The organism is Candidatus Palauibacter sp. (genome assembly GCF_965213655.1).
Taxonomy (GTDB): domain Bacteria; phylum Gemmatimonadota; class Gemmatimonadetes; order Palauibacterales; family Palauibacteraceae; genus Palauibacter.
Genome location: NZ_CBDBZT010000003.1, coordinates 1,301,662 through 1,317,928, shown reverse-complemented (window position 1 = coordinate 1,317,928; position 16,267 = coordinate 1,301,662). Strand labels below are relative to the sequence as shown.

The window sequence follows — 16,267 nt, the reverse complement described above, 5'->3', positions numbered from 1 at the left end:
TCTCCTGCAGCAGCCCTGCATCGGTGCGCATCAGTTGCGCGTGTACTTGGTGATCCCGCCCTCCGCCGCGGCTCGCGAGTTCGGTCCCTCGGCGGCGTAGACGTTGCCGTCCGCGTCCACCGCCACGCCTTCGCCGGCCTCGCCCTGTGGGTCATCGGACTCGTGCGGCGGAATGAACGCCGTCACGCGGTCCTCCGACGCGTGGCCGATACGGACGCCCGTCAGCCAGTCGGAGTGCTGGTTGGGGTTCGACTCCGAGTCGATCGCGTACACGTTGTCCTCGTCGTCGATGAAGAGCCCGCTGACCCGACCGTACTGATAATGCGTGTCGAGCAGGTTCCCCTCCTGGTCGAAGATCTGGACGCGGTGGTTTCCGCGGTCCGCGACGAAGAGGCGGCCCTGCGAGTCGAATTCGAGCGCGTGCGGGGTCCGGAACTCGCCCGGGCCGTCGCCGATCACGCCCCATTCCATGATGTACTCGCCATCCGGCGAGAACTTGATGATGCGGCCGGTGGAGCCTTCGGCTGGATTCGCGTTCTGCCCGCTGTGCCCATCGGACACGAAGATCGATCCGTCGGGGGCCGTGATCACGTCGCACGGCTCGTTGAAGAAGGTGCCGGGCTCGCTGTTGCGCATGCCGTCCTCCCCGAGCGTCATGAGGACTTCGCCCTCGGGCGAGAACTTCACGACGGTGTGCCCCTTGTCCTCAGTTCCCTGGGAGTCCGTGATCCAGACGTTCCCGTCCGCATCCACGTGGATCCCGTGCGGGAGCACGAAAAGGTCGGCGCCGAAGCTGGCCAGGATCTCGCCCGTCTCGCGGTGGAACTTGAACACGGGGTCGACGATGTTCTCCGCGCACCCGCCGGCGAGCGCGATGCCGCCGCAGCGGTCGTAGGCCCAGATGTGACCGTCGATGGGATCGATGTCGATGCCCGCCGTGGAGCCCCACTCGCGTCCGTCCGGGAGCTGGACCCAGTCCTTGATGACATTGGGGGTCGGGTTCGGGAGGCCCGCGGCCGCTGGATCCGCGACCTCCGCCGTCTCCATCTCGGCGGCCTCTTCTCCCGCACAGGCCGTGATCCCGATCAGCGCCGCCGCCAGGGGGACGCGCGCCAGTCTCGCTACGCGCAGGTTCAGCATGGCTCCTCCGTACCGTTCAGTGTTGCGCAACCCGCACCGCCCCGCGCCGCCCGGCCAATGTTGAATGTGACTCCCGGGCCCCGATCTGGCCAGACAATGAGCCGGGTCGCAGTTTCGATCCGTTCACACGGAACACGAACCCGGGAACGAACCTCGGAGGCCGATGCCCATGGCGAGCGACTCTGGAACACGCGGATCCTTGCGCGAAAGAGGAAGCGTCCATGGGGCGCGCCGCGCGCACGTCGGGATCTTAGCGCTGCTGCTCGGTGCGGCCGGCGCCTGCGCGCCCGATGACGGCATCCCGCGGACCCCCTCCGGCCGGCCCGACTTCAACGGCATCTGGACCGCGCTGGGCAACGCGTATTGGGACATCGAGCCGCACATGGCCCGCCCGGCGCTCGCCATGCAGGACGGCCCCGTCGTGCCCGTCCCCGCCACCGAGGTCGTGGCGCTCGGGGCCGTGGGCTCCGTGCCGTCGGGGCAGGGGATCGTGGTCGGCGGGAGCATTCCGTATCTGCCCGAGGCCCTCGAGCGCCGTGACGAGAACCGCGAACGCTGGCTCGAGCGCGACCCCGAGATCCGCTGCTATCTGCCCGGCGTCCCGCGTGCGAACTACATGCACTTCCCGTTCCAGATCTTCCAGAGCGAGTCGAAGTTCTTCATCGCGTACGAGTACGCCGGCGCCGTCCGGGACATCTACCTGGAGGATCCCGGTCCGCCCCAGGTGGATTCGTGGATGGGCCAGTCGGTGGGCCACTGGGAAGAGGACACTTTCGTCGTCACCGTGAACGGGTTCAACGGGCAGACCTGGTTCGACCGCGCCGGTAACCACCACAGCTACCGGCTCGTGGTCACCGAGCGCTGGACGATGCTGGGGTCCGACCATCTCATGTACGAGGCCACCATGGAGGACCCGGAGACGTTCTCGGAGCCGTGGACGATTCGCCTGCCCCTGTACCGCAACGTCGACCCGGACGCACGGCTGGGGCAGTTCAAGTGCGTCCCCTTCGTGGAGGAACTGATGTACGGACACCTCCGGAAGAACCCGATCCGATAACCGAGGCCCGTCCGCACCGATGAGATCTGCGAATCGTCGACAACGCCCGCGAGGATTCCGCGCCGCGCTGCTGATGGGAGCCGGCCTCGGAGCAGTCGCCTGCGCCGAAACCGGCGACGATCCCCCGGGAAGCGGGAACGTGTCGGGAACCGGGGACGCGTGGGAGGTGCCGCGAACCCCGGAGGGGCATCCCGATCTGCAGGGTGAGTGGACGAACGGCACCATGACGCCGCTCCAGCGCCCCGAGGGCGAGGGACTCGTGCTCACGGCGGAACAAGTCGCGATCCGCGAGGGGCGTCGCCAGGAGCACATCGACGAACGGAACGCGCCGAGCGACCCAGACCGCGAAGCGCCCCCGGTGGGAGGTGACGGGTCCACGGGCGCGGCCGGCGGCGTGGGCGGCTACAACTATTTCTGGATCGATGCCGGAGACCGCGTCGCCGTGTACAACGGCGAACCCCGCAGCTCTCTCCTCACCTATCCCGAAGACGGTCGCATCCCCGAACTCACCGCGGAGGGCCAGCGGCGCCGTCTCCAGGCCTACGGGCGGTTCGGCGGAGCGTTCGACAACCCCGAGAACCGACCCATCGGCGAGCGCTGCATCCTCTCCTTCGGCTCCAACGCGGGCCCGCCGATGCTGCCAAACTACTTCTACAACAACAACTACACGATCGTCCAGACGCCCGATCACATCATGATTCTGACCGAGATGGTGCACGATGTCCGCATCATTCGCATGGGCGAGCCGAAGCCGATATCCGGCGCCGTCCGCCCGTGGTTCGGCGAATCATGGGGTCGCTGGGAGGGCGACACGCTCGTCGTGCGGACGACGAAGCTGAACCCGGACCAGATGGCGGCCTACGTCTACCTCTTCGGCCCCGGCTCGGAGAAGATGACGGTGACGGAGCGCTTCACGCGGGCTGACGAGCACACGATCAACTACGAGTTCACCGTCGAGGACGCCGACACGTTCACGGACAGCTGGGGCGGGGAAGTGCCCTTCACGCGACTCGGCGGCCAGATCTACGAATACGCCTGCCACGAAGGGAACTACGCCCTCTCCAACGTCCTCAGCGGCGCCCGCGCCCAGGAGCGCGCAGCGGCAGGAGCCTCGGGCGGATAATGATTCCTCGAGGAGCCGGTCGCGGAGGTTCAGGCGGGGCTGTTACGTTGACCAGGACGACATCAGACCCGGCGTCGTTGGTGCCGGATCGTTGGATCAGACACGGGTGAGACCGATGCGGAAGCTACCTCCTTATCTCCTGGCGGGCGGGGTCGCGCTGGCGGCGGCCGCGCCCTTGATCGCGCACCACGCCTTCGGCGCCGAGTTCGACCGGAACGCCCCCATCCGGCTCCAGGGCGCCGTCGTTCGGCTCGAGTGGGTGAACCCGCATACGTGGATTCACCTCGAGGTCGAGAGCGATGCGGGATCCGAGGTCTGGATGGTCGAGGGCGGCACGCCCAACACGCTCCTGCGCCGCGGCCTCAAGCGGGACTGTCTGGCCCCGGGCACGGAGCTGATCGTCGACGGCTACCAGGCGAAGGACCACTCCCTCAAGCGGGCCAACGGGCGCGACGTCACCTTCACCGACGGCACCAAGTTCTTCATGGGCTCCTCAGGCGCGGGCGCCCCTCCCGGCGGCGCGCCGAGGCCGAACGACCCCGCCTACGACGCCAATCCCTGCCAGCCGCCCCCGGGCTGGGAAGGCGAGATCGTGGAGGTCACAAGCCACAGCATCCTCGAGGAGCACGACTAGCACCCGGGCTCCGGTCCCGATCCACTCCTCTCTCGCCCTCGAAGGCGGTTGCTCTTGCGCCTTCGACAGTCCGCCATCCATATAGTTCTCCGGCATGGCTTCCACATCAATCTATCGCGCCGGAGCCAAGGACGCCGACCGAAAGGCCTGGCTCAAGGTGAAGAAGTTACGCCGGATCAGCGCCGGGGTTGTCGTACTTCTGGCCGCCTGCGAAGGCGGCGATACGATGGTCCCGGCCCCCTTTTCCCGCAGCGCCGCCGCCGCCCCCACCGCCGCCCATCGCGGCAAGCGTGGTCATCGAGACACGGAAGATCATCACGGACTACCTGAGTGACGTCGAGTTGGACTTCAACGAGTGGGAGAGCAGGGACACCTTGATTATCCGTCCCGGTCTCGGTTCCCCGGCAATCCGCGTCACGGCCAGGCAGGGAGACGGAACCCGCGTTACCAGCGTGGAACCGACAGTAAGGTTCTCGACGGGCACGGATGCGGTCACGTATCGCACGCTCGTCGGCGACAGCCTGAGACAGATCTGGCTTCAGCGGGAGAGCCACCAGTACTGGACCATCTTTGATCTGGGAACCCCCGCCGAGGCGCAGATTCTCACGGCTATCGCAAGGTTGGGGGGCGTAGCGGACAGCCTCGTAGTGATTCTCCCCACCGCGCTGGACACCGCCGCGGCTCCACGGACGATGCCTGAAGGCATCACCCTGGACGAAGTGGGGGCGCGTGTGTCCACGCCGCTCGACTGGTTTACCTCGCGCGCGCGCGCCGACATCTCCTACGAATTCCATGTAGACGAGACCCCGGAAGACGATGACCCGGGTCCGGCGATCCTCGACGTCACGCAGAACGACAACGGTGAGCTGGAGATCACGGCGGTCAGGCGAGGGCGACGGTACCTGCACTACCGGGCGCTGTCGTCCGCGTTCGAGATGCGCACGGGGCGGATACTGACGGCGGTCGATGACTGCTACCCCCCGGAGTTGGAGCGCCGCCCCGTCTACGACCGCGCCTCTACGGGGTTTCGGATTAAGCTGGTGTACGACGAACCGGACGATTGGTCGCGGTGCGCCAGACTGCTGTTTGATCACGCGGCAGCGTTCTACGAAACCGCATTGAAGGACAACACCAGCCCCGCGGATTTCACGATCTTGGTGTTCGACGGGGCCGACTGCGCGGGCTACGCGTGCGGCGGACCGCGAGGGACCCTCGTGGACCGAGGGGGAGGTGCCGGGTTCTACTTCTCCTCTGGCGGAATCTACTACCCCGAGGAGCGCCCATACGCCGCGCCGTTCGGCCGCGTCCCGAACAACTTCTCATACGAAGTGATGCTGCACGAGTTGGGCCATGTGTTCGGCATCGGTACGTACTGGTGGTTCGGTGACGTGCGGATTGTGAACCCCCCGAGCGGGGCGACGAGACGCGATACCCATTTCCCGGGACCGAACGCCGTTGCCGCGTTCGATGCCGCTGGCGGGAGCGGTTACTCCGGCGGGAAGGTGCCGCTGACGAACGATCCCGCCGAAGATGGCGACCTGGGCGGGCATTGGCGCAGTGTGGTGTGCGGCGAGATCATGACGCGCGGCAACTGCCCGGGAGAGGAGCTGAACGCCGTTTCCGCCATCACGCTGGGTGCGCTGGCTGATTTCGGGTGGGTCGTGGACATGTCGGTGGCCGAGGACTTCGCTTTGCCCGTCAGGGACATGGCCGCGTGGGTTCAGGCCGAGACGATCCGCGGTTACAACGATGTATTGATTCGAGTGGATCCCCCGGACAGGCGCTGAGGCGGCCCTTCAGCCCGAGAAACCGATCCAGCGTCCGGCGGCGGCGACGGTGAACCAGAGACCCAGAGAAATGAAGGCGATGAGCCGCGTGCGCCAGTTCGCTCGACCCGGGGCTGCGGACACTACCCACTTCCGGGCTCCGAAGGTGAACGACAGCGCGACCGGCAGCGAAATCATCTTCACCCAGAAGGACGTGTTGTAGTAGCACTTCACCGCTTCGGACAGAAACAGCGGAATTCCGGTGAGGAACATCAGCGCCACTCCCGCCACGAGCCAGGGATGCGCTTGCCGCACGACGCTCGTGATCGGCTGCCGCGTGAGCCCCGTACCCCACAACCGGAGGTCCGCGAGCAGCAGCGCCCCGCCCAGCAGCCCCAGCCCCAGCAGGTGGACCGCCTCGATGATCGGGAACGCCCAGATCGATTCGCGCACGGCCGTCCCGATGGCCGTGTTCTCCAGCCATTCGAAGAAAGGGAGCCACGCTTCCGGCGCGGACTGGCGGCCTCCCATCAATCGCCCGCCACGGGACAACCCGCCGCCCAGTTGACCCAGCCCGGCTGCCCGGGGATGTCACAGTCGAACCAGTTATAGGCGATGAGACGGCCCGCCACGATGATTAGCGCCCACGCCGTGAGTGAGATCGCGCCCGCCGCCCGCGCCTGCCCCGGCAGAACGGGCAGGCGTTCCCACTCCACGACGCGGCGATGGATTCCCCGGTGGAAGAGGAAAGCGTTCAGGCCTGCCACTACGAACAGGATCACCTTCAGCCTGAAGAAGATGTTGTGGTAGTAGCGGACCGGGTTCGAGTAGAAGATGAGAAATCCCGTAATGACCATGATCGTGAAGCCGATCCGGGTCCACGGGAGCAGGCGCCCGGTGACCTCCGAGACGGGCACGCGCCGCATCGTCCAGCCCATAAGCCGGAGGTCGTTCATCATCACCGTGCCGAAGAAGAGGGCCACGGCCAGCACGTGAGAGGATTCGATGAGCGGCCACGCGAGCGTGGATTCCAGAAGGGCGATGCTCCAGGGGGTGCTCCCCAGCCACTCGAGAAGTCGTTCCATGGGCCGGCGGGGCTAACGCTCGTTTCCGCTGTGCGGATCGCTCGGCCTGAGCGTTTCCGCAGCGTACCGGGCATGGCAGTCACGGCAGGCGTAGTAGACCTCCGCGCCGGCGTCGAACACGGCGTCGGCGTTTCGCCGGTCGACGGCGTCCAGCGCCAGGCGGCCCGTCTCCACCATTGCCTGCGAGTGGGCCATCCAGTCGCCGCGGTCGCGCGCGCGGCCGTCCATCATCAGCAAATTACCGGATTCAGCGAGAACGAAGGCGGCGTTGCGCAGCGAGGTCCAGTCCTCCTCGGCGAGAGGCCGGAACTGGTGCACGCCCTCCTCCGTGAGGATCTCGCCCACGCCATCCCAGTACGTCTCCGCAGCCGGTTCCATGACGGAGACCATCAGTTCCTGCACGTCGGCGACGGGGATGGGCCGTTCCGATGCCTCCCCGGTGCATCCGGCGGCGAACCAGAGGGCGAGGGGTGGCAGCTTCGAGTTCTTCATGGCCGGGGAACCTATTTGCGCCGCCCGCGCCCGCGCTATGAACCGGGCGTGCGGCCCACGTCCGTGTCCCGCCACGACTGATCGGCGGGCTCGGCCGGGTCGGAGCGCAGGAACCGGATCAACTCCGCGTGGAAGCGCGCCGGGATCTCGAACTGCGGCGAGTGTCCGACCGTGGGGAAGAGCACGAGTTCGGCGTTCTGCAGTTCCCCGGCAACGTGGCGCGCGCGGGCCGGATAGTCGGCCACGAGGCGATCCTCCGCGCCGCCGATGACGAGCGCCTTCGTCGCGATGTGCTGCCACTCGTACACCACGGGGTCCTCGTACAGAATCGCGCGCTGCGCCGCCCGCACCCGCGCCATGCGTGGCCAGTCTCCGCTCAGCGTGAGGCCGTACTGGACCTTCACCCACTCGAGGTACTCCGGCCGCCAGCCGTTCGGGTAATAGCGCATGTGTCCGCGCAGGATCGATTGATACGTCGTCCCGTTGAGCACCGAATCGTACGTCTCGTCGGCGTCGGTCCATCCCCGGCCGGGGCGGGAGTCGGTGAGCCCGATCTGGTTCACCATGGCGACGTGGGTCGTCGTCTCGGGATACGTCGAAGCGAAACGGGTCGCCACCATCCCACCCATCGAATGCCCGACGATCGCCGCGCGCTCGATCCCCAGCGCGTCGAGCAGCCGCTTCGCGTTCCGAGCCGGAATGTGGAGGTTGTAGTGGATGATGGGTTTGGATGAGCGCCCGAAGCCCAGCCGGTCGATCGCGATCACCCGGAATCCCTCGTTCCGCAGCGCCTCGATCGTGGGCCGGAACCCTGCCGCGAAAAAGTTCATCCCGTGAAAGAGGACGACGGTCTGGCTATTCGTGGGGCCGGCCGGAGCCACGTCCATGTACGCGAGCCGGTAGTCGTTCCCGTAGACCTCCACATCGAGGTAGGACACAGGGTGCGGATAGGGGACGTTGCTGTAGTCGATGGCGGTGGTCTCCCAGTCGGCCGGGGGCTCCGCGGGCGGCTCGGTCTGTGCCGAGACGGATCCGGCGGGCGTCAGGAGCGCCGCCGCGACGAGGAGCGGGCGGCCCTGTCCCGCGCCGTTGGCGTGATGCGGTGGACGGATTCCGGCGGGGCGGGCAATCGGCATGGGAGGCCTCCTTTCCGAATGGTTGCGGTTCCCCCGCGCACGAACCTACGGTGCGCGACACGGGCTGTCCCCTCATTCCCGGAAGGTGGTTCATGCGTACACGCTCATTCACCCTCGCGGCCGTCGCGCTTTCACTCGGAATCCTCGCACCGGCGCTCCAGGCGCAAGCGCCCGCCGGCGAAGCGGAGGATCCGGTCGCGACCCTCGTCGCCCGGCTGACGCTCGACGACTACAAGACGACGCTCAAGGGGCTGACCCGGTTCGGCGACCGACGCCAGGGAACGCAGCGCAACCGGGACGCCGTGGATTGGATCGAGGCGCAGCTGCAGGGGGTCGGATGCACGAACACGGAGCGGATCTTCTACAACTATCCGCCCCCGCCCCCACCCGACGCGGGCCCCCGCCGCACGCCGCCACGCGGTGGTGCGGCCCGCCGCCGGCCCGGGCCGAACGAGGGAGACCTCACGACGGCCACGGGCGGGCGCGTGGGGCGGCGCGGTCCCGGTTCGGGCGGAAGCACGATCTTCGGCTACCGGGGACGGACCGGCGTGAATCGCGACCTCATGGCCCAGCCCGACGAGCGCATCCGCGAACTCAACCGCGAGGAGCCTGTCGACGGCGACCGGTCCCAGGTCTACTGCACGAAGGTGGGGACGACGCGCCCGGACGAGATGTACATCATCGGCGCCCACATGGACGGCCACGGCGTGAACGAGGCCGTGAACGACGACGGCTCCGGCACCGCCCTCGTGATGGAACTCGCGCGGATCTTCAGCGCGCCCGACGTGCAGACGGAGCGCTCGATCCGTTTCGTCCTCTGGAACAACGAGGAGACCGGCCTCAACGGCGCCCGCGCCTACGTCGCCCAGCGCCAGGAAATGCAAGGAGTCGAGGATCCGCCCGGTTCCGGCCAATTCCCCGAGCCGCGCTGGCTGGGGATGATCCAGCATGACATGATGCTGTGGGATCACGGCGCCCCCGGCCCCGACGGCCTGGTGAGCCGGGACCAGCGGCCCGAGGCGGACGTCAACATCGAGTTCCAGTCCAACTCCGAGCGGGCGGACGACTCGATGAAGCTCGCCTTCTTCTTCAAGGCCGCGAACGAGAACTACGCGACCGACTATCCGGCGGCGGTCGGTCCCCATATGACGAACACCGATTCCACGCCGTTCATGGACATCGTGCCGGCGATCAGCCTGCGCGAGAACGAGCGGGGCGCGCAGGTCGGCGCCGGGTGGGACCCCAACTGGCACCAGCCGACGGACGTCTGGACCACGTACACGGACGACGACTTCCGGCTCGGCCTCAACGCGGCTCAGACGACGCTGGCCGCGCTCGCCCAATTGACCAGCGCCAGGCTCGACAACTGACCGCGCCTGTGGCCGAGGCCCGGTCACTCCTTGCGATAGGCCCTCACGATCCGCACGGGCGGGGTCAGTTGTTGCGCCTCGTACGGTGACTGGTGGATGGTCCGCACCACGTCCATGCCCGCCACCACGCGCCCGAAGGCAGCGAAGCCCTGCCCGTCGGGGTTCCGCATGCCGCCGAAGTCGAGCGACGGCTGGTCGCCGATGCAGATGAAAAAGCTCTGGGTTGCGGTGTCGGGACCGCCGCGCGCCATGGAGACTGTCGCGTCCTCGTGCAGGATCCCCGTCTCGGAGGTGCGTTCCAGCGCGATGGGAGGGAAGGATTCGATCTCCGATTCCGGATTCCGTCCGCCCTGGACGACGGCGATGCGGATGGAGTCCTCGGGCTGGTTGTTCGCGTGCACGGTCCGGAAGAAAGTGCCGTCGTCGTAGAATCCGCCGTCGACATAGCGGAGGAAGTTGGCCGCGGTGACAGGAGCCCGATCGACGTAGATCTCCAGTTCGAACGCGCCCATCTCCGTCTCGACGACGACCCGGACAGAGTCCTCCGCCGGGGGCGGGTTGGTGCGGCAGCCGCCGGACCCGAGCCCGAGCGCCAGAAGAATCGCGGTTGGCACGCATCGAGTTCGCACGCTTGCCCCTCCTTTGCTGACCTTATCGGCACAACCTTACGTTTTCGGGCCCGCCCGGGGCGACCCTGCCCGCGAACCGGCGGCCTGAATGCACTCCCAGCGTGAGCGACAGTGATGAGCGAAACGAAGCCTGGTCCCACGTCCCCCACCGCCGGTAGCCGGCGGAAATTCGTCAAATCCGTAGCGGCCGGCTCGCTGCTCGCGGCCGGCGTGCCATCGCGCCTGGCCGCGTCGGATTCGGCGATCCGCCGGACGATGGCCCGTGCCCGGGAGCGTCGGGTCGCTCCCTCCGACCGCATCGGGCTCGGCATCATCGGCGCTGGGGGCATGGGCATGGCCGACGTCCAGACCGCGCTCCGCATCCCCGGCGTCGAACTCGTAGCCGCATGCGACGTGTTCGACGGACGCCTCGAGGCCGCCCGCGAGCGCCACGGGGACATCTTCACGACCCGCGACTACCGAGAAGTCCTCGCCCGCGACGATGTGGACGCCGTCATCGTGGGCACGCCCGACCACTGGCACCAGCCGATCTCGGTCGACGCGCTGCGCGCCGGCAAGGCCGTCTACTGCGAGAAGCCGATGGTCCACCGGATCGAGGAGGGGCACGACCTGATCCGCGCCGAGCAGGAGTCCGGGTCCGTCTTCCAGGTCGGAAGCCAGGGGATGAGTTCGCTCGGCAACGAGAAGGCGAAGGAACTGTACGAGGAAGGGGCCATCGGCGAACTCAACTACGCCGAGGGTTTCTGGGCCCGCAACGACCCCATCGGCGCGTGGCAGTATCCCATCCCGGCGGGTGCCTCCGAGGAAACGGTCGACTGGAAGGGCTTTCTCGGGCCCGCGCCGGACCGGCCGTACGACCCGCTGCGGATCTTCCGCTGGCGCAACTACCGCGACTACGGGACCGGCGTGGCGGGCGATCTCTTCGTGCACCTCTTCTCGAGCCTCCACTTCGTCGTGAGTTCCCGCGGCCCCAGCCGCGTCCAGGCCGCGGGAGGCCTCCGCTACTGGAAGGATGGGCGCGAGGTGCCGGACGTCCTGCTCGGCGTGTTCGACTACCCGGAGACCGAGACGCACCCCGGCTTCAACCTCTCGTTGCGCGTGAACTTCGTGGACGGGACGTCCGGCAGCACCTTCCTCCGGCTCGTGGGGAGCGAGGGGGCGATGGACGTGACCTGGACCGAGGTCATCCTGCGCAAGAACGTCGCCGTCGATCCAATGGACGCCTTCTCCCAGGAGAAGATGGCCGAGGCCGCGGCGTCGGCGGACGGGCTCCCGCCGCGGGTCCGGATGCGCCCGCCGGCCGAGGCTCGGTACGAGGTCGAGCGCGGGTATCGCGGGGCCCACGTCGACCACTTCTTCAACTGGTGCGAGGCGATCCGAGGCGGCCCGCCCGTGCGGGAGGACGCGGCGTTCGGGCTCCGCGCGGCCGCACCGGCGCTCGCCTGCAACCTCTCCTACTTCGAGGACCGCATCGTGCGCTGGGACCCCGACGCCATGAAGCTCGTCTGATGCGCGCCCCGCGAAGGACGCGACGCGCGACGGGATTCGCTCCTCTGCTCGTCGGGGCTCTGGGGCTCGCGTGCGCCGAAGCCCCGGAGATTGCCCCGGACGCCTCGACGGACCCAGCGGAGACGCCGCCCAACACGCTGACGGACGCCGAACGAGAGGCCGGCTGGCGCCTCCTCTTCGACGGGGAGACGACCGCCGGCTGGCGCGGTTACAACCGCGAGGCTTTCCCCGACACCGGCTGGGCCGTGGTCGATGGCGCGCTCGTGGTGGGCGCGACCGCCACCGACCCCGACGTGGCGGTGGGCGGGGACATCGTGACCACCGAATCGTTCTCCGACTTCGACCTCAGGTTCGAGTTCATGCTTTCGGAGGTGGCGAACAGCGGGGTCCTCTACCGCGTGATCGAGGAGGAGGACGCGGCGATCTGGTACAACGCGCCCGAGTACCAGGTGCTCGACGACCCGGCGTACGTCGAGATGGGCACGATGGACATGCACACGCACCTGACCGGCGACAACTACGACCTGCACGCGGCGGGCGAAACGACCCTGCACGGGCCCGGTGAGTGGAACGAGGGCCGGATCCGGATCCAGAACAACCTCGTCGAGCACTGGCTGAACGGGGAGAAGACGGTCGAGTACGAACTGGGTTCGCCCGAGTGGGAAGCGCTGGTGGCAGCGAGCAAGTTTGCCCCCTATCCCCGCTACGGACGGGCCGAGTCAGGGCCGATCGGCCTGCAGGACCACGGGCGGAACGTCTGGTACCGCAGCATCCGCATCCTACCCCTTGAGCCCGTCTCCCTCTTCAACGGCGAGACTCTCGATGGCTGGCGCGTCCACGGGACGGAGCGCTGGTACGTGGAGGAGGGGGAAGAGGGTGGGGAACTCGTGTGCGAGAGCGGCCCGGACGCGGAGTACGGTTACCTGGTGACCGAGCAGACGTACCGCGACTTCGACCTCACCGTCGAGTTCATGCAGGAGGCCGACGGGAACAGCGGCGTGTTCGTGCGCTCGAGCGTGGAAGGGACGACCGTCAGCGGCTGGCAGGCCGAGGTCGCGCCCCCGGGCCTGTTCACTGGCGGGATCTACGAGTCGTACGGCCGCGGCTGGCTCGTGCAGCCCGATCCGGAACTCGACGGCGCGCTACGGATGGGCGAGTGGAACACGATGCGGATCCGCGCTGATGGCGACCGCGTCGCCACCTGGCTGAACGGCACGAAGATGGTGGACTTCGAGGACGAGCAGATTGGCGCGGCCGAGGGCTCGGTCGCACTTCAAATCCACGATGGCGGCGGCATCAGGGTCCGCTGGCGCAACCTCCGCCTCGTCGACCTGGGCGGCTGAACAGCGCCCGGGAGTTTCCACCGGACCCCGTCAGCTCCAAGGGAAGGGTGAATTGCTGACCGGGTGGAGCCGGCCTTCGGCATACCGGCTGTAGCGAAATGGTTCCAGCAGCGCCTGCCGCCGTCCCATCAACTCCCGCGCCACCAACGCCCCCACTCCGATCATCTTGTAGCCGTGGTTGGAGTCGGCGATGAAGTAGACGTTGTCGGCGAAGGTGTCGAACACGGGGAAGCTGTCGGGCGTGAAGCAGCCGATGCCTCCCGAGGGCTCTCTGCTCATCAGAGAAGCCTTACCCTCGAAGCGTTTCTGGCAGAAGGCGAGGGCCGCGGCGAAGGTGCGGTGGAATTCGTTCCCGACCGAGAAGTCTGGAGACGCCGGTCCGTAGGGGTCGACCGCCACGTCCGACGCAGGTCTCTCGACCCTGTCGGGCACGCAGCCGCCCTGCACACCGCCGAAGTGGAAGTCGGGCTTGTAGTAGAGGCCCCACGGCTCGTCGGTCACGAGGCCACGTTCGTCGCACAGGGGCGCGTCGGTGTCGACGTGCACGACCGGCGGCATGTTGCCGTCGTTGTCGACCAGGAAGCCGGGGTCGACCCTCAGCGTCCCTTCCTGGAGGGCCCAGTAGGTCCAGGTCGCCGCCTCGTGATGCGTGCCGTCGGGACCGAGTACGCGCGTCACCGCGGGCAGATCGAGCATGGCCCACTGCCGTCGGACCCAGGGACCGGTGGCCACCACGACCTGTTCGCAGGCGATGCGCCCGCGGTCGGTGACGACCGCCGTGACCGCGCCGGAGGCGTCGCGCACGAAATCTTCCTGGGTCGCCCCGGGCACGAGGCGGACGCCCTCGGCCTCCGTCCGCGACCGCAGACCTTCGAGCGATGCCAGGTTGTTCGCGTATCCGCCCTGGCCCTCGTGCAGCACGCTCGTGATGTTCTCGGCCCGCCAATCGTCGAAGATGCTCCGCAGGTAGGTGCGCGATGCTCCGGCGCCCTCGACGAATGTCGATCTGTAGCCGATCGCCTTCTGCTGATCATGGATCGAGGCGACATCGTCCCGCATGGCTTCATGGCTGATCTGCAGATAGCCCACGGGATGGTAGGAGAACCCGGCCGGATCGCTCTCCCAGATGCTCACCGAATGGGCCATCAACTCCCGCATGGCCGGCTGGAAGTAGTTGTTGCGGATCACTCCGCACGCGATCCCGGATGCACCGGCGCCGACACCCGTCTTGTCGATGATCAGGATGTCGCGCCCGTCCCCGCGGCCGGACGCCCTCAGTTCCCGCGCGAGATGCCATGCCGTGGAAAGGCCGTGGATACCGGCGCCGACGATGACGTAGTGCGCGGACATTCCGATAGGGAGTTTCGGACCTGTGGCATTGGCCATCAGAGGCGAGCTCCAACGGTGAGCGTCACGGTGCGGGCTCCGGTGTACTGCTATCGACGATGCAAACAGAGGATAGCACACGGCAGCGTTCGCTGGCGGCACCTCCGCCGTGTAGACTCTGCAAGTTCCAGCGAAACGGGGGGTTAGCTCATGAAATTCCATTGCGCTTTGTTCGTGACGCTGCTGGCTGCCTGCGGCGGCGAAACCGGGGGAGGGTCCGCGCCGGCGAGCGAGGACCGTCCGCTCACGGCCGATTTCGAGGAGGTGTACCGGATCGGTGGGATCGCGGCGGAGGGCTGGGAAGCTTTCACTGAGATCGTGGACCTGGACTTCGATGCCGCCGGCCGGCTCTACATCCGCGACGAAACGGGGTCCTCCACCCGCATCGTGGTCGTGGACGGCGTCGGCGCCTTGGCGGCGGAGTTCGGGCGCATGGGCGACGGCCCGGGCGAGCTTCGCGAGGTGGGGCACATGGTGGCGCGGCCCGAGGGCGGGGTCGTCATCGTCGACGATGGCCACCGCTCGTATCTCCTGTTCGGCCCCGATGGGTCGTTCGAGCGCGCGATCCGCTTCGCGATCCAGGGCGCCTCCGAGACCGCTTCCGCGGAGACCGTGCGCTCCGCCCGGGAAGGGGAAACGCTGTTCCTGACCCGCAGTCCGGCCGCCAGCTACAGCGGTGGGGAAATGTCCGTCGATACGGGTGACCGCACCATCTACCGCGTGTCGCTCACCGAGGCGGACGAGGCCGTCGCGGTGCCGTTCGCAGAGGCGTGGGAGGTGAGTCCGGAGCGAGAAATCAGGATGGAGGCTGCCGATCCGTCGGATATGTTCGGCGCTCTGGGCGACGCGTTCGCCGCGTTCGTGCCCGACCTCGTGTTCGATGTCCTCCCCGGCGGTCGCCTGGCGTATTCGGATTCCTCCGCATACGCGGTCAAGATCCAGTCGGCACCCGGTGCTCCGGCGCGCGTCGTGAGCCGCCCCCTCCAACCCGAGCTCGTCACGGAACAACTGCGAGAGCGTGCCCGGGCTCGGATGATCGAAGCCATGGAGTCCTCGGCTACGGGAGAGGCAAACGGCCAGTCGCTTGACGATCTTCCGCCGGAATTTCGCGCGCAGGTGTCGGCCATGATGGAGGAGATGATGGCCGGCATGCGCGACGCCGTGGCGAACGCGGGTTTCATGCCGGAAGTGCCCCTCGTGCGGGATCTTCGGACGACCTGGGAGGGGACGATCTGGGTCCAGCGCTGGGGAAGCGATCCCCTGGCGCAGATCGATGCGCAGATCGAAGTCTCGGGCGGAAGCCCGGAGGGGGAGGTTGCTGTCGCGGGCTGGATCGATGTCCTGACCCCGGAGGGTGAGTACGTGGGCACCTTGTCGCTGGAGGAAACGAGCATGCCCGACGCGTTCGGGCCCGGAGGCCTCGTCGCCTTCGTCGAGACCGACGAGTTCGATGTCCCGACGGTCATCCTGAAGCGGCTGCCGGAGACCGTTCGCCTGGAGCTGGGGTCGCCAGCTCCAGGCGCCGCCAGCGGCGATCGTTAGCGCGGCGTTTGACCCAACGTTTGCCCTTTGAGTAACCTCTTGCGAGAGCATCCCT

At 67.7% G+C, this 16,267-nt stretch carries 15 protein-coding genes; 8 read left to right on the top strand and 7 right to left on the bottom strand.

Annotated features, from left to right (window positions below; translation table 11 throughout):
- Window positions 1-30: 30 nt before the first annotated feature.
- Window positions 31-1,140 carry a peptidyl-alpha-hydroxyglycine alpha-amidating lyase family protein gene (locus tag ACOOGH_RS08115; protein ID WP_420448437.1) on the bottom strand — a complete coding sequence of 370 codons (1,110 nt, stop codon included), beginning with the start codon at window positions 1,138-1,140 and terminating at the stop codon, window positions 31-33.
- A 199-nt stretch (window positions 1,141-1,339) separates the two neighbouring features.
- On the opposite strand from ACOOGH_RS08115, the gene ACOOGH_RS08110 reads away from it, so the two are divergent.
- The 4 genes from ACOOGH_RS08110 to ACOOGH_RS08095 all read left to right on the top strand — a co-directional run bounded on the left by ACOOGH_RS08110 (window position 1,340) and on the right by ACOOGH_RS08095 (window position 5,741).
- Window positions 1,340-2,197 carry a hypothetical protein gene (locus ACOOGH_RS08110; RefSeq protein WP_420448436.1) on the top strand — a complete coding sequence of 286 codons (858 nt, stop codon included), beginning with the start codon at window positions 1,340-1,342 and terminating at the stop codon, window positions 2,195-2,197.
- Window positions 2,198-2,216: 19 nt separating this feature from the next.
- Window positions 2,217-3,320: a hypothetical protein gene (locus tag ACOOGH_RS08105; protein WP_420448435.1), complete on the top strand. Its 1,104-nt coding sequence runs from the start codon at window positions 2,217-2,219 to the stop codon at window positions 3,318-3,320.
- A 115-nt stretch (window positions 3,321-3,435) separates the two neighbouring features.
- Window positions 3,436-3,954, top strand: a complete 519-nt coding sequence (locus ACOOGH_RS08100; protein WP_420448434.1) for a DUF6152 family protein — start codon at window positions 3,436-3,438, stop codon at window positions 3,952-3,954.
- A 290-nt stretch (window positions 3,955-4,244) separates the two neighbouring features.
- Window positions 4,245-5,741, top strand: a complete 1,497-nt coding sequence (locus ACOOGH_RS08095) for a hypothetical protein (protein ID WP_420448433.1) — start codon at window positions 4,245-4,247, stop codon at window positions 5,739-5,741.
- Between the two features lie 9 nt (window positions 5,742-5,750).
- Here ACOOGH_RS08095 and ACOOGH_RS08090 read toward each other — a convergent pair whose 3' ends face one another.
- Genes ACOOGH_RS08090 through ACOOGH_RS08075 form a run of 4 tightly spaced genes read right to left on the bottom strand, consistent with a single transcriptional unit; the run spans window position 5,751 to window position 8,433 of the window.
- Window positions 5,751-6,251: a DUF6644 family protein gene (locus ACOOGH_RS08090; RefSeq protein ID WP_420448432.1), complete on the bottom strand. Its 501-nt coding sequence runs from the start codon at window positions 6,249-6,251 to the stop codon at window positions 5,751-5,753.
- Window positions 6,251-6,805: a DUF6644 family protein gene (locus ACOOGH_RS08085; protein WP_420448431.1), complete on the bottom strand. Its 555-nt coding sequence runs from the start codon at window positions 6,803-6,805 to the stop codon at window positions 6,251-6,253. Before ACOOGH_RS08085 ends, ACOOGH_RS08090 begins: the two co-directional genes overlap by 1 nt.
- 12 nt (window positions 6,806-6,817) lie before the next feature.
- Window positions 6,818-7,297 (bottom strand): hypothetical protein, encoded by a 480-nt coding sequence (locus tag ACOOGH_RS08080; protein WP_420448430.1) that lies wholly within the window; start codon window positions 7,295-7,297, stop codon window positions 6,818-6,820.
- A 35-nt stretch (window positions 7,298-7,332) separates the two neighbouring features.
- Window positions 7,333-8,433, bottom strand: a complete 1,101-nt coding sequence (locus ACOOGH_RS08075) for an alpha/beta fold hydrolase (protein WP_420448429.1) — start codon at window positions 8,431-8,433, stop codon at window positions 7,333-7,335.
- A 92-nt stretch (window positions 8,434-8,525) separates the two neighbouring features.
- Here ACOOGH_RS08075 and ACOOGH_RS08070 point away from each other — a divergent pair, with 92 nt between their 5' ends.
- The gene (locus tag ACOOGH_RS08070; protein WP_420448428.1) at window positions 8,526-9,803 is read left to right on the top strand and encodes a M28 family metallopeptidase; all 1,278 of its coding nucleotides are present in this window, start codon (window positions 8,526-8,528) and stop codon (window positions 9,801-9,803) included.
- A 23-nt stretch (window positions 9,804-9,826) separates the two neighbouring features.
- On the opposite strand, the gene ACOOGH_RS08065 is transcribed toward ACOOGH_RS08070, so the two are convergent.
- Window positions 9,827-10,432 carry a peptidylprolyl isomerase gene (locus ACOOGH_RS08065; protein ID WP_420448427.1) on the bottom strand — a complete coding sequence of 202 codons (606 nt, stop codon included), beginning with the start codon at window positions 10,430-10,432 and terminating at the stop codon, window positions 9,827-9,829.
- Between the two features lie 114 nt (window positions 10,433-10,546).
- On the opposite strand from ACOOGH_RS08065, the gene ACOOGH_RS08060 reads away from it, so the two are divergent.
- On the top strand, window positions 10,547-11,941 hold the full coding sequence (locus ACOOGH_RS08060; protein ID WP_420448426.1) for a Gfo/Idh/MocA family protein: 1,395 nt from the start codon (window positions 10,547-10,549) through the stop codon (window positions 11,939-11,941).
- Window positions 11,941-13,284, top strand: coding sequence for a 3-keto-disaccharide hydrolase (locus ACOOGH_RS08055; RefSeq protein ID WP_420448425.1), 1,344 nt, complete (start codon window positions 11,941-11,943; stop codon window positions 13,282-13,284). Before ACOOGH_RS08060 ends, ACOOGH_RS08055 begins: the two co-directional genes overlap by 1 nt.
- 30 nt (window positions 13,285-13,314) lie before the next feature.
- On the opposite strand, the gene ACOOGH_RS08050 is transcribed toward ACOOGH_RS08055, so the two are convergent.
- Entirely contained in the window at window positions 13,315-14,634 is a 1,320-nt protein-coding gene (locus ACOOGH_RS08050) for an NAD(P)/FAD-dependent oxidoreductase (RefSeq protein WP_420448424.1), read from the bottom strand.
- Between the two features lie 186 nt (window positions 14,635-14,820).
- Here ACOOGH_RS08050 and ACOOGH_RS08045 point away from each other — a divergent pair, with 186 nt between their 5' ends.
- The gene (locus tag ACOOGH_RS08045; RefSeq protein WP_420448423.1) at window positions 14,821-16,212 is read left to right on the top strand and encodes a hypothetical protein; all 1,392 of its coding nucleotides are present in this window, start codon (window positions 14,821-14,823) and stop codon (window positions 16,210-16,212) included.
- Window positions 16,213-16,267: the final 55 nt, after the last annotated feature.

Excerpts from the sequence above, each read along its gene's own strand:
- ACOOGH_RS08055 (WP_420448425.1), top strand. The coding sequence starts at position 11,941 with ATGCGCGCCCCGCGAAGGACGCGACGCGCGACGGGATTCGCTCCTCTG.
- ACOOGH_RS08090 (WP_420448432.1), bottom strand. The coding sequence starts at position 6,251 with ATGGGAGGCCGCCAGTCCGCGCCGGAAGCGTGGCTCCCTTTCTTCGAA.
- ACOOGH_RS08075 (WP_420448429.1), bottom strand. The coding sequence starts at position 8,433 with ATGCCGATTGCCCGCCCCGCCGGAATCCGTCCACCGCATCACGCCAAC.
- ACOOGH_RS08080 (WP_420448430.1), bottom strand. The coding sequence starts at position 7,297 with ATGAAGAACTCGAAGCTGCCACCCCTCGCCCTCTGGTTCGCCGCCGGA.
- ACOOGH_RS08085 (WP_420448431.1), bottom strand. The coding sequence starts at position 6,805 with ATGGAACGACTTCTCGAGTGGCTGGGGAGCACCCCCTGGAGCATCGCC.
- ACOOGH_RS08070 (WP_420448428.1), top strand. The coding sequence starts at position 8,526 with ATGCGTACACGCTCATTCACCCTCGCGGCCGTCGCGCTTTCACTCGGA.
- ACOOGH_RS08050 (WP_420448424.1), bottom strand. The coding sequence starts at position 14,634 with ATGTCCGCGCACTACGTCATCGTCGGCGCCGGTATCCACGGCCTTTCC.
- ACOOGH_RS08045 (WP_420448423.1), top strand. The coding sequence starts at position 14,821 with ATGAAATTCCATTGCGCTTTGTTCGTGACGCTGCTGGCTGCCTGCGGC.
- ACOOGH_RS08100 (WP_420448434.1), top strand. The coding sequence starts at position 3,436 with ATGCGGAAGCTACCTCCTTATCTCCTGGCGGGCGGGGTCGCGCTGGCG.
- ACOOGH_RS08115 (WP_420448437.1), bottom strand. The coding sequence starts at position 1,140 with ATGCTGAACCTGCGCGTAGCGAGACTGGCGCGCGTCCCCCTGGCGGCG.
- ACOOGH_RS08105 (WP_420448435.1), top strand. The coding sequence starts at position 2,217 with ATGAGATCTGCGAATCGTCGACAACGCCCGCGAGGATTCCGCGCCGCG.
- ACOOGH_RS08060 (WP_420448426.1), top strand. The coding sequence starts at position 10,547 with ATGAGCGAAACGAAGCCTGGTCCCACGTCCCCCACCGCCGGTAGCCGG.